Here is a 12268-nt window from a genome sequence, read left to right as displayed (position 1 = left end):
CACCTATGACCGCCGCTCTTTGCGATGAGCACGGAGATAGCTGATGACTAACGTTGGCATAGTCATTGTATCGCATTCCCCCAAAGTTGCCGAAGGCGCTGCGGATATGGTGCGTCAGATGGTCGGCGATGACGTTCCTGTCGCCTGGACTGGCGGCGATACGGCCGGCGGTCTTGGGACAAACTTCGAGGCCATCACGCAGGCTATTCATCGCGCCTGGTCAGAAGCCGGGGTTGCCATCCTTGTTGATCTTGGAGGAGACGAGACCAATAGCCAAATGGCGGTTGAAATGCTTCGCGAGGACTGGCGCGACCGCGTTGTGATATGCAACGCGCCCATCGTCGAAGGGGCAGTGATCGCCGCGACCGAAGCCTCGGGCGGCGCCAGCCTGGCCACGGTGCGACAAATTGCGGAGGAGTTCTCGCGATGACTGCTGCCGCGCGACAAAGGCCGTGCGGCATTGGAGTGCCAACGCCACCATCAGGCGTGCCCTGGCGGTATCAAATGCATGGGATCGAGACCTTACATGGATGACTTCACGGCGACCGCGTCGACGCCACTGACGAATCCGGTCGGGCTTCATGCGCGGCCTTCCATAAAGCTCACCAAGCTCGCCAAGACCTTTGCGGCGCATGTTGAGGTCGCAACAGCGGCAGGCGGCCCGTGGGTCGATGCGAAGAGCATCGTCAAGGTCATGGCGGTCAAGGCAACAAAGGGCACGGTCCTTCACTTCCGCGCCTCGGGCCATGATGCCCGCGCCGCGCTTGCCGCGCTGCAGGAACTGGTCGATCTCGGCTTTCACGAGGATCAGGCAGGTCACAGCGATGACGGAGCTTGATAGGCACATGAGCGGGCTTCGCTTCACTGACAAGATTGCGCCGGGTGGACAGGCCGCCGGGCACTTTGCCGGGATCAAGAGCGCCTGATGAATAACGCTCCGAACCTCAGCAGCAAGGCCGCCAAAGTCGAGACCTACAAGAGGATTCTTCGTGATATCCTCGATCAGCGTCCGTCTGGCACGCGGCAGCGGCTTGCAACCGCTCTAGGAAAAAATCGCAGCTTCGTCTCGCACATTTCCAGTCCGGCGTATCCGGTGCCTATCCCGGCGCCGCATCTCGAAATCATTTTCGAGATCTGCCATTTTTCGCAAGCCGAAAAGAGCACCTTCCTGGAGGCATTCACGCGTGCTCACCCGAACCGCCTGAAATCGGTTCGCGGCGGACCCAGTTTGCGCAGCCTGAAACTCGATGTGGTCGACTTCGGTGATGCGGCGAAGAATCGGGAGTTTGACGAACTTGTCCGCGAAACCGCGCGGCGCCTTGCACGGCTCATACGGCACGGTGACTAACCTTATCCGTCTAATCGCGAGACACTTTAGGTCATCAGTCCGTTAAATTGAAAGTTATTCGAATTGCGGCCAGTCTAAATTGGCACCTCTTTTTCATAGTCATCCGAAACCGCGTTTTGCAAGTTCGGATTGGCGCCAAATCCGCCAGCGCCGACTTAGTTCGCCGCTGCGCAATCCGTGCGGCTCGCCCAGGACCTCGGTCGTGATCATGCGATCGGTGCGGAAATGACGGAAGTCCTGCCGCGTCTCGCACCATACAACGAGAAGGCAGCTCGTGTCGGCATAGCCGAGGATGACCGGCCAGACCGTCCGTTCCGTTTCGTCGCCCGTCTCTGATCGATACAGCAGCCGAAGCTTCATGCCGCGGCGGATCGCCGACCTGATGCAGCGCGTGTCAATTTCTGTCCCGGATCGGTCAACTGGCGGCTTGGGCGAGACGCTCGGATCGGCGATGTAGGGACGCAGATGCTCCGGCACGGCCGAGGCGATCTTGGCTACGACATCGCGAGCGGCAGTGGCCAGCACCGGATCGGCCCGCCCGGCCACCCATTGCGCGCCCAGAACGACAGCCTCAATCTCATCCGGCGTCAACATCAGGGGCGGCATGTCGTAGTCGGGTGAGAGCAGGTAGCCGAATCCCGCCTCGCCCTCGATTGGCACCCGCTGGCCAATGAGGTCGGCCACGTCCCGATAGACCGTGCGTTTCGAGACCTCAAGCTCCTCGGCGATGGCGGCGGCGGTCACCGGCCGGGTAGACCGACGCAGGATCTGGATGATCTGGAACAATCGTTCGGCCCGGCGCATCGCTGGTGACTCCTGCTGCCAGTATGCTGGCAGCAGGCCTGTGAGAAAAGGATCTTGTCACGCAGTAGAGCTGCAATCTCCCAGAAGGGTTCCCGTCATGATGTTCGCTTCCACACGCCTGGTCGTCAACGATATCAAGGCCGTCGTCGGCTTCTACGAATTGGTCACGGGACTGTCGGCGACGTGGCTTGCACCGGTATTCGCCGAGATCGTCACGCCCTCGGCAACACTTGCAATCGGCAGCACGGAGACGGTGGCGCTTTTCAAAGAGGGAAGTGCTGAGCCAGCCTCCAATCGGACGGCGATCCTCGAATTCAGGGTCGAAGATGTCGATGTCGAGTTTGAGCGGCTGAAGGATAAGGTCGAAGTCGTGCATGAACCGAAGATGCTGCCGTGGGGCAACCGCTCGGCACAGTTCCGCGATCCCGAGGGTACGATCGTGGCGCTGTTCATGCACGCCACGGATGCCGCGAAGGCCAGATTCGCCGGCAGGTGAGACGCGACGAAGGTCGTCGCGCCTGGCCTCAACGAACCAATCTCCGGCCAGATACTTGCAGGGCTTGCGAGCCTTGCTCTTACCAATGCATGCCACCTCAGCCTGCCTCGATGGCCGCATTTTGCCACGCTCGCGTGGCAACACCTATTCCGCCGCCAGTTGTCCCACGAAGATGGGCTCAGCCTTGTCGAGGGCAGGGTCCGCATTCGTCTCGTCCCGCGCCATCGGTGCGCGCTGGTCCAGGCTCTTGCGGAACCAGAGCGAGTAGAGGGCCGGTAGGAACAGCACAGTCAGGAAGGTGGCCACGAACAGCCCTCCCATGAGCGTCGTCGCCATCGGCCCCCAGAAGGCACTTTCCGACAGCGGGATCATAGCAAGGATCGCCGCCAGCGCGGTCAGGATCACTGGTCTTGCGCGCCGCACGGTAGCCTCGACGATCGCCTCACGCCTTGTATGCTTGCCGGTCGCGACATCGGCTTCGATCTGATCCACCAGAATCACGGTGTTGCGCATGATCATGCCGGCGAGTGCGATAAGGCCGAGCAAGGCAACGAATCCGAAGGGCCGGTCGGCGACGTTCAGACCGAGCGAAGCGCCGATGATGCCCAATGGGGCAGTAAGAAAGACGAGGAACAGGCGCGAGAAGCTCTGCAACTGCACCATGAGCACGGCGAGCATCAGGGCCAACATCAGAGGAAAGAGCTTGAATATCGAATCATTGGCCTTGCCGGATTCTTCGACAGCGCCGCCGATGTCGATGCGATAGTCCTGCGGCAGGGCGTCGATGATCGATTTCAGCTGCGGATAGATCGCGGCCGTTACGTCCGGCGCCTGCACCCCATCGATCACACCGCCACGCACTGACAGCATCATGTCGCGGTTCTGGCGCCAGATCAGCGGTTCCTCGGCAGTGTGTTCGATACGTGCGATCTGGGCCACCGGCACGGCGCGGCCGTCACGTGCCAGCAAGTTGAGATCGGCGATGCGCGAGGGATCGAGCCGCTCGCCGTCGGAAGCGCGCGCCACCACGGCGATGTCCTCGATACCGTCGCGGATGGTGGTGATGGTGGCACCGTTCACCAGCAATTGCAGCGTCTGCGAGACGTCCTGCGGCGTCAGGCCGAGCGCTCGGGCGCGGTCCTGGTCGACGATCAGCTTCAGGGAGGGCTCGCGCTCGTTCCATTGCAGGTTAGGGTCGATGACGCGTTTGTCGGCGAGCATGACCTTGCGCACCTGCTCGGCGATTTCGCGGATCTTGAGCGGGTTGGTGCCCACCACGCGGAATTCGACGGGATAGTCGACCGGCGGCCCGAAGTCGAAGCGGGTGACGCGGGTACGCGCCTCGGACAGCGCGCCGTTGCCGAGCGCCGTCTCGATCTTTGTCTTCACGCGTTCGCGCGCCTCGACATCACCCGGCAGGATGACGATCTGGGCGTAGGCGGTGTCGGGCAATTGCGGATTGAGGCCGAGCCAGAAGCGCGGCGAACCCTGGCCGACATAAGTGGTGTAACTCTTGACGTCGGGGTCGCCTGCGATCAGTCGTTCGCCTTCGATCGCGGCCGCCTTGGTGGCATTTATCGATGTCCCGGCCGGCATGCGGATTTCGAAGAACAGCTCGGGCCGGTCGGAGATCGGGAAGAACTGCTGCTGCACATGGCCGAAGGCGACGATGGCGCCGGCGAAGATCGCGAGCGTTGCCATCGCCACGGTGAGGCGCCAGCGCACGCAGAACCGCACCACGGCGCGCAGCATATTGTAGAGGCGCGTTTCGTAGATCGCGTCGGGATTGGCGTGAGCATGCTTCTTGAAGTCGGGCAGCAGCAGGACGCCGAAGAGCGGAGTGAACAATACCGCCACCAGCCAGGAGGCGATGAGGGCGATGGCGACGACCCAGAAGATGCCGCCGGCGTATTCACCCACCGCCGATACTGCGAAGCCAATCGGCACGAAGCCTATGGCGGTGACGAGCGTGCCGGTGAGCATCGGAAAGGCGGTCGATGTCCAGGCGAAAGCGGCGGCCTTCTCTCGCGGCCAGCCCTGTTCCATCTTCACCACCATCATCTCCACCGCGATGATGGCGTCGTCGACCAGAAGGCCGAGCGCAATGATAAGGGCGCCGAGTGTGATGCGGTTGAGATCCATGGCCAGCATGCTCATCACCAGCACGACCACGGCCAGCACCAGCGGCACCGAGGTTGCAACGACGATGCCGGTCCGCCATCCCAGCGAGATGAAGCACACTCCAAGCACGATGACGAGCGCTTCGAGGAAGGAGCGCAGGAACTCGAAAACGGCGTGGTCGACCACGGTCGGCTGGTCGGCGATCTGGGTCACGTCGATGCCGACGGGCATGCCGCCGATGAACCCGTCTACCGCCGCCTTCACATTCTTGCCGAAGGTGAGGATGTTGGCGCCCTTGGCCATGACGACACCAAGGCCCAGTGCCGGTTCGCTGCCCTGGCGGATCACGAAGTTCGGCGGGTCGGCATAGCCGGCGGTGACGGTGGCGATGTCTGACAGGCGGAACAGAACGCCGTTGGCCGAAACAGGTGTGGCCTTGACCGCTTCCACGCCGTCGAGGGCGCCGGTGACGCGCAGGGGAATGCGCTGTGCAGCGGTATCGAAGGTGCCGGCCGGCGTCACCGAATTCTGCTTGGCGAGGCTGTCGAAGATGGTCTGCGGGGTCACCCCGAGGCTGGCGAGCTTGGCGGTGTCAAAATCGACGAAGATGGTCTGCTGCTGGTCGCCGTAAAGCTCGACCTTGGTGACGTCAGGCACGCGCAGCAAGGCTTTCTTCATCGCCTCGGCCTGGTCCTTGAGTTGGCGGTAGCTCGCGCCCTTGCCGGTGATCATGAAGAGCAGGCTGTCGACGTCGCCGAATTCGTCATTGACGCTCGGGCCGATCACGCCGGCCGGCATGTTGGGCTGGATGTCGGTGAGCTTCTTGCGCAGCTGATAGAACAGCTGGGGCACTTCCTTTGGCGGGGTCGCGTCCTGGAGCGAAAGCTGCAGCGCCATGAAGCCCGGCGTCACATAGGTGCGGGCGCGATAGAAATAGGGCAGCTCCTCGAGCTTCTTCTCGATCTGGTCGGCGACCTGATCCTGCATCTCCTGCGAGGTGGCGCCCGGCCACACCGCCGTGACGTTGGCGACCTTGATGGTGAAGTTAGGGTCCTCGGCGCGGCCTAGATTCGTGTAGGCAAGTGCCCCTCCGATGGCGAGCGCGATGACGAAGAACAGCGCCAGCTGCTTGTGCGCGACGGCCCAGGCCGAAAGATTGAAGCGGTCGCGCATGCCGTAATCGGCATGGCCGGCATCGGCCGGTCTGGTCTTGTCACTCGCCATCACGCATGCTCCTGGACGGGCGGCAGGCCTGCCTGGCCGGACCGCTTGCATAAAGTGCTGTCTGGGCGCCCCGCTTGCGAACGCCGCGCTTGCCACGCCCTCCCCGTCGAGGGGAGGGACATCTCATGCAGTCGGCGATGTCATCCGCCGGCGGCGTTGCTCGCAAGCCGCACCGTTTCGCTGGCATGCAGCTTCTGGACACCGAGTGCGACGACGGTCTCACCCTCGGACAGGCCCTTGGACACGATGGCGTCCTGGGCATCGTAGGCGGTGACCGTCACCGGGCGCGACGTCAGCACCTTGGTAACGGGATCGATGACGAACACTGTCGGTCCGTGGCCCTCGTCAAGGATGGAGCCGAGCGGCAGGCGCGCGACCTCGGGCGATGCATCGGCCAGCGTCACCGTTGCGGTCATGCCGAGATCGATCTCCGGTCCGGCTCCCTCGATCGAGAAGCGAGCCGGGTAGGTTCGGGTCGCCGCATCGGCGGAGGGGGTGAGCTCGCGCAATTTCGCCTGGTAGGTCTTGTCGGGGCGCGACCACAGCGTCACCGTCGCGGTGCCGGTGCGGGCTTCGTCGATCAGTGTTTCGGGGATCGAGACATCCGCCTCGCGCGCATCGGCATGGGCGAGGCTGACCACGGCCTGGCCGGAAGTGACGACTTGGCCGGGCTCCGCAAGGGTCGCCGTTACCACGCCGTCGGCATCTGCGACGAGTGTGGCGTAGGAGAGAGTGTTCTGGGCCAAGGTCACCGCCTTGGCAGCCTGATCATAGGCCGAGATTGCCTGGTCGGCGGTGGCGTTCGCCTTGTCGAAGTCCGAATTGGTCGACCAGCCGCGTCCGCGCAGCGAAGTAATGCGACCGCGTTCGGCCACGGCCTGGTCCCGGGCTGCCCGCGCCGCGACGAGCGCCGCCTCCGCCTGCTGCAATTGCAGCTTCCAGTCGGTCTGGTCAAGGATCGCAAGCGGCTGGCCGGCCTTCACGATGGCGCCGCGGTCGACGAGGCGCTCGGCGATCTTGCCGGTAACGCGGAAGCCGAGATTACTCTCGATGCGGGCGCGGACGATGCCAACAAGCGTGCGCGGCGTCGAGGCAGGCGCGAAATGCACCGTCGCGATGCTTACCGGCCGCTCGGGCTTGGCCTTGGCGACCTCCGCGGGCTTGCTGCAGGCGGCGAGGGCGCTTCCAGCGACCAGGACCGCCACAAGGGCAAGACGGCGTGTCGGGAAGAGGGTCATGCGTTACCTCCGACATCGGCTGATGGCGCGACGGATGCGGTGTTGTTGGCGAGGCCGCGGACGAGCAGGCGGGCGAGGCGGCGGACATCGTCCTCCGTGGCGTCGGGCTTTGCCTCGGCGATCATGGTGGGATGGAAGGCGCCGCAGCAGGCAAAGCCGAGCGTCCTGGCATAAGCTTCGACATCGCAGGGCGCGAACTCACCGCTGGCGATGCCCTGGGCGATCAGCTGACCAAAAAGCTGGCCCATATAGCCGATATGCTCCTCCACCGCCTGCCAGTTCTCCTGCATGGCGACGGCGACCATCTCATGCACCGTGGCCTCATGGGTGAAGCGCGACTTATTGTGCAGGTGAACGCCGACAATCATCGCCTCCAGGCGCATCGAGACCGGATCGGGGCCCGCCAGGAAGCTTTCGGCAAAGGTGTGCAATTCGCCGAGCATGCGCCGGCACAGCCCATCGTTGATAGCGTTCTTGCCGGGGAAGAAGCGATAGATATTGGCGCTCGACATGCCCAGCGCATTGGCGATGTCGGCGATCGTGGTCTTGGCGTAGCCGATGCGGCGGAACAAAGCCTCGGCGGCATCGAGAATGTGCTCGCGGGCTTCATCCGGCTCATAGCGTGACTTGATGGCCACAGACTGAATCCTGAAGAGTGAATATTTTTCTTTTTTATCATTCTTTGTTCGTCAGTCAAAGCAGAATTTTCTCGATGAACCGCTTCAGTCGTGACCATGAGGATTCTTCCGGTCGCTTCGAGCAGACAAGCGCAGCATCGCCGAGCGTGCCGGACAGGGGATGCTCAGAATGCCGCCCGGTCAGCGAGGACGAGGCGCCGGCAACGCTCACGCAGACCTGAGGATAGGGTAGCCGCTGGCTTAACGGGTATCCCCATAGCCTTATCTGGATCTTGCCTTCATCATGGAGTTGAACGTGGGAGAAACACCGTGTCAGTCAAAGAGCCACACGCATTGTTCAACACGGCTGAAGGTCGCCGGCTACGCGAAATCGCGACCGGCACGCCCTGGCGCAAGTGGGGGCCTTACCTGGCTGAGCGTCAGTGGGGCACGGTTCGCGAGGACTACAGCTCTGCGGGCGATGCCTGGCGATATTTTCCTCATGATCACGCGAGAAGCCGGGCCTATCGATGGGGCGAGGATGGTTTGGCAGGCTTCTGCGACGAAGCGATGCGCTGGTGCCTGGGGCTTGCTCTATGGAATGGCAAGGATGCCATGCTCAAGGAACGTCTGTTCGGGCTTGGCAATTCCGAGGGCAATCACGGTGAGGACGTGAAGGAAGTCTATCACTTCGTGGATGCCACCCCGACCCATTCCTATCAGCGGATGGTGTACCGTTACCCCCAGTCTGCCTTTCCCTATGAAGATCTCCTCAGTGTCAACAAGGCAAGATCGCGGAGCGAGCCGGAGTACGAGCTGGTCGACACCGGCGCGTTCGATGACGGACGTTTCTTCGACGTAACGGTCGAATATGCCAAGGCAGATCCCGACGACATTCTCATGCAGATCTCCATAAAAAATGCCTCGAAGGCGCCGGCAAGCCTCGATGTCCTGCCTCAGCTATGGGCGCGGAACACCTGGTCCTGGACTGAAGGCGCCGATCGCCCGCGCTTGCGGCAAGAGGCAGGTGATGTGCTGGCGTTTCGCACAGGCAAGAAAACGAGGCGGTTGAGTATCGATCGGCCGACGGCGTGGCTCTTATGCGAGAACGAAACCAACACGCCCTTGCTGTTCGGCGTCGACGCATCGGGCCCTTTCAAGGATGGCATAAATGACTTCGTCGTGAAGGGATCCGAGGAAGCGCTCAGCCGCTCGGGCGAAGGCAGCAAGGCAGCCGCCCATTGTCACCTCGCGTTGCCTGCCGGTGGCACGGCATCACTTCGCCTGCGATGGCGTCCGGACGGATCGGCACGCGAGCCCTTCGTCGATTTCGACGAGATCCTTACAGCACGCCGGAACGAGGCTGATGAGTTCTATGCGGCGATACAGAGCGGAATGATGGACTCGGATGCGAGAGCCGTGCATCGACAGGCTCTCGCCGGGCTGCTCTGGTCAAAGCAGGTCTATCTCTTCGATGTTCCAATCTGGCTTGCAGGCGATCCGGTCCAGCCCACTCCCCCTGCCGAGCGGCGAGGGGGGCGCAACTGTGAGTGGCTTCATCTCAACAACGCAGATGTCATCTCGATGCCCGATACCTGGGAGTATCCCTGGTATGCCGCCTGGGACCTTGCCTTTCATTGCGTGCCGCTGTCGCTCATTGATCCCGCGTTCGCAAAGGACCAGCTTGTGCTGCTCACGCGTGAGTGGTTCATGCATCCCAATGGCCAAATGCCGGCCTACGAATGGATGTTCGGCGATGTGAATCCACCTGTGCATGCCTGGGCCGCGCTGCGGGTTTATGAAACGGATCGTGAGCGCACGGGTATCGCCGACACCGCCTTTCTCGAGCGCGTGCTTCACAAGCTCCTGCTGAACTTCACGTGGTGGGTCAATCGCAAGGACGCCGGCGGACGCAATCTGTTCCAGGGCGGATTTCTCGGACTCGACAACATCAGCCCCTTCAATCGCTCCGACCCGCTGCCGGACGGTACCTCAATCGATCAGGCCGACGGTACGGCCTGGATGGCGATGTACGCCCTTAACCTCATGCGGATTGCCATTGAATTGGCGATGACCAATCCTGTCTACGAAGACATCGCGACCAAGTTCTTTGAGCACTTCCTGTCGATAGCGGGAGCGATGGCGGACGTGGGCGGCACGGGACAAGGCCTGTGGAACGATGAGGACGGATTCTTCTACGACACGTTGCGAGTGGCAGACGGTCAGCTCACACCGATACGACTGCGCTCAATGGTCGGCCTTATCCCGATTTTTGCAGTCGAGGTGCTGGATCACAATGTTTTCGAAAAGCTTCCAGGTTTTACACGGCGCCTCAATTGGTTCCTGAAGTACCGGCCCGAACTGGCACAGCTGGTCTCGCGTTGGACCGAGCCCGGTTCCGGCGAACGGCGCCTCCTCTCGCTCTTGCGTGGCCAGCGATTGAAAGACTTGTTACGCAGGATGCTGGACGAGACCGAGTTCCTTTCCGATTACGGCATTCGATCAATGTCGAAAGCGCATGCGGTTAAACCCTACAGGCTTGACTTTGGTGGCATGCAGATAGAAGTGCCATACACTCCAGGGGAGGCGATGAGTGGCTTGTTCGGCGGTAACTCCAACTGGCGTGGCCCAATCTGGATGCCAGTCAATTTCCTTCTCATCGATGCGCTAAGAAGGTTTTACAGCTATTTCGGCCCCGAGTTCATGATCGAATGCCCTAGCGGTTCGTCGCAGAAAATGAACCTGAGCGAGGTCGCCGACGAACTTGGCAGGCGCTTGAGCCGGCTATTCCTGCTGGGACGGGATGGACGCCCATCCGCAGGGCCTGTCGACGAAGCCGGCTCTCCCGCGCTCATCGGCAATCACCTGCTCTTTCACGAATATTTCCATGGCGACACCGGGCGTGGCCTGGGCGCATCACATCAAACAGGATGGACAGCGCTCATCGCGAATGTCCTCACGCCTGTCTCAACCCACGAGTAGATGCAGATGCGCTGACGGCTCCGCAAATCTGCTCATCGGTCCTCAGGATTCCTGATCGCGGCATTGGAAGCTGCGATTTCCGCAATGTCACGCAACGAAGCGCAGGTGAAATCCGACTGTCCCGCAAACTCGTCCATCTGCGACCTCAAGGCCAGGAACGCACTTTCTGCCGTGATCGACGTGGAGGTGGCAAAGGACCTGCGCAACCTGTCAGGAGAAATACGCTCGATCCTGAGAGTTCGAAGACCGAAATGCCTGGCGCCTGCCAAGTCAAAACCATTGGATGACACGAGGGCGATCTGGTCCGGGGGAAGGTCCAGTTTGGCTGCGACAGCACGATAGATAGCAGGGCAGGGCTTGTATTTTCGTACGCTGTCCGAACTTACAACACATTCGAAAACGCCATCCAGGCCTGCATTGCTCAATAGGGTACCAAGCATCGCCTGGCTCCCATTCGAGAGAATTGCGAGACGATGTCGCTTAAGGCTGGTTAAGGCCTCCTTCGCATCGGAATACAATTCCAAACGATTGAAGCCTGCGCATAGGCTGTCGATTACTTGAACGTCTGGGTCGGGAGCGACTGTTTTAATGGCATAATCGAGAGCTTCGCGCGTCACCGTCGCAAAATCAGCGAAGTGATCCATGACCGTGCGCTGCCACGTGTATTCGAGCTGCTTTTGGCGCCAGACAGAGGTGATAAACATGCCATGGCCCGGAAAGGCCTCCTCCACCGAATGCCAAATGGACTGTGGATCGAAGAGCGTGCCGTAAGCATCGAAAACGAAAGCCTTGATCATTCGCGGGCCTCGATTAGCAGGTTGAGGGCCTGCCTTCCTTCGCGGGCCCCGGAAGTTTGGCGACGGATGAAGAATAAAAAATCTTCCATGTGAATCAATGGCTTATTTTCCTGTTTCACATTGCGCCGGAACAAAATTGGGCCGGCGAGCGAAGACTTCCTTGGGTGGTGTAATGAAAACCCGTCACGCCACGTAGAGACAGAAGGTGCCAGGTCCACACGCTGCGCACCCTGATCTCAACCAGGAAGGAACACCCAATGTCCGTTTTCAACAAGCCTGCTTCCGCCCTCGCGCTCGCCAGCGCTGTAGCTACCGCTGTAGCGATGTTTTCGACGCTAGCCAGCGCAGGCCCGGTGGCGAACGACGGCACGAAAGAAAAATGCTTCGGCATTTCGCTCAAGGGCCAGAATGACTGCGCAGCCGGCAATCATTCCTGTGCGGGAACATCGACCATTGATTACGATGGCCAGTCGTTCAAGCTCGTCCCAAAGGGCACCTGCGTCACCATGAAGACACCGACCGGCATGGGTTCGCTGGACCCGGTCAAGAGCTGAGTTTCCTGACCGAATTTGCTCTATCCCTCTCCCGGATTCGGGAGAGGGGACTTCTGCCGGCTACCGGCACTGGCGGTGCGTCGAGGA

Annotated in this window: 11 protein-coding genes; 6 read left to right on the top strand and 5 right to left on the bottom strand. The window is 61.3% G+C overall.

Translation table 11 applies throughout. The features are described from left to right. The first annotated feature begins 43 nt into the window (after positions 1-43). From dhaM to ACMDCR_RS25595, 3 genes are all read left to right on the top strand, one after another. Complete coding sequence (dhaM, locus tag ACMDCR_RS25605; RefSeq protein ID WP_413989324.1) at positions 44-430, top strand: dihydroxyacetone kinase phosphoryl donor subunit DhaM; 387 nt, start codon at positions 44-46, stop codon at positions 428-430. 96 nt (positions 431-526) lie between these two features. After that, the gene (locus tag ACMDCR_RS25600) at positions 527-838 is read left to right on the top strand and encodes an HPr family phosphocarrier protein (RefSeq protein ID WP_413989323.1); all 312 of its coding nucleotides are present in this window, start codon (positions 527-529) and stop codon (positions 836-838) included. Between the two features lie 87 nt (positions 839-925). Beyond that, positions 926-1348 (top strand): hypothetical protein, encoded by a 423-nt coding sequence (locus ACMDCR_RS25595; RefSeq protein WP_413989322.1) that lies wholly within the window; start codon positions 926-928, stop codon positions 1346-1348. 99 nt (positions 1349-1447) lie between these two features. Here ACMDCR_RS25595 and ACMDCR_RS25590 read toward each other — a convergent pair whose 3' ends face one another. Beyond that, positions 1448-2152, bottom strand: a complete 705-nt coding sequence (locus ACMDCR_RS25590; protein WP_413989321.1) for a helix-turn-helix transcriptional regulator — start codon at positions 2150-2152, stop codon at positions 1448-1450. Positions 2153-2249: 97 nt separating this feature from the next. Between ACMDCR_RS25590 and ACMDCR_RS25585 the strand changes: the two genes are divergently transcribed. Beyond that, entirely contained in the window at positions 2250-2648 is a 399-nt protein-coding gene (locus ACMDCR_RS25585; RefSeq protein ID WP_413989320.1) for a VOC family protein, read from the top strand. Between the two features lie 144 nt (positions 2649-2792). On the opposite strand, the gene ACMDCR_RS25580 is transcribed toward ACMDCR_RS25585, so the two are convergent. From ACMDCR_RS25580 to ACMDCR_RS25570, 3 genes are all read right to left on the bottom strand, one after another. Next, a complete protein-coding gene (locus ACMDCR_RS25580) occupies positions 2793-5993 on the bottom strand; it encodes an efflux RND transporter permease subunit (RefSeq protein WP_413989319.1) in 3201 nt (1066 codons plus the stop codon). A gap of 140 nt (positions 5994-6133) precedes the next feature. Continuing rightward, positions 6134-7231, bottom strand: a complete 1098-nt coding sequence (locus tag ACMDCR_RS25575) for an efflux RND transporter periplasmic adaptor subunit (protein ID WP_413989318.1) — start codon at positions 7229-7231, stop codon at positions 6134-6136. Continuing rightward, positions 7228-7869 carry a TetR/AcrR family transcriptional regulator gene (locus tag ACMDCR_RS25570; RefSeq protein WP_413989317.1) on the bottom strand — a complete coding sequence of 214 codons (642 nt, stop codon included), beginning with the start codon at positions 7867-7869 and terminating at the stop codon, positions 7228-7230. The genes ACMDCR_RS25575 and ACMDCR_RS25570 overlap by 4 nt, the downstream gene beginning before the upstream one ends. 309 nt (positions 7870-8178) lie before the next feature. On the opposite strand from ACMDCR_RS25570, the gene ACMDCR_RS25565 reads away from it, so the two are divergent. Beyond that, the gene (locus ACMDCR_RS25565) at positions 8179-10830 is read left to right on the top strand and encodes an MGH1-like glycoside hydrolase domain-containing protein (RefSeq protein ID WP_413989316.1); all 2652 of its coding nucleotides are present in this window, start codon (positions 8179-8181) and stop codon (positions 10828-10830) included. A gap of 32 nt (positions 10831-10862) precedes the next feature. Here ACMDCR_RS25565 and ACMDCR_RS25560 read toward each other — a convergent pair whose 3' ends face one another. Beyond that, positions 10863-11627, bottom strand: coding sequence for a haloacid dehalogenase type II (locus tag ACMDCR_RS25560; RefSeq protein WP_413989315.1), 765 nt, complete (start codon positions 11625-11627; stop codon positions 10863-10865). 257 nt (positions 11628-11884) lie between these two features. Here ACMDCR_RS25560 and ACMDCR_RS25555 point away from each other — a divergent pair, with 257 nt between their 5' ends. Continuing rightward, positions 11885-12181, top strand: coding sequence for a DUF2282 domain-containing protein (locus ACMDCR_RS25555; protein ID WP_413989314.1), 297 nt, complete (start codon positions 11885-11887; stop codon positions 12179-12181). Positions 12182-12268 lie beyond the last annotated feature (87 nt).

The organism is Labrys okinawensis, assembly GCF_047345005.1.
Taxonomy (GTDB): domain Bacteria; phylum Pseudomonadota; class Alphaproteobacteria; order Rhizobiales; family Labraceae; genus Labrys; species Labrys okinawensis.
Note: the sequence above shows the minus strand (reverse complement) of the source record. Positions and strands in the feature narration are given on the sequence as shown.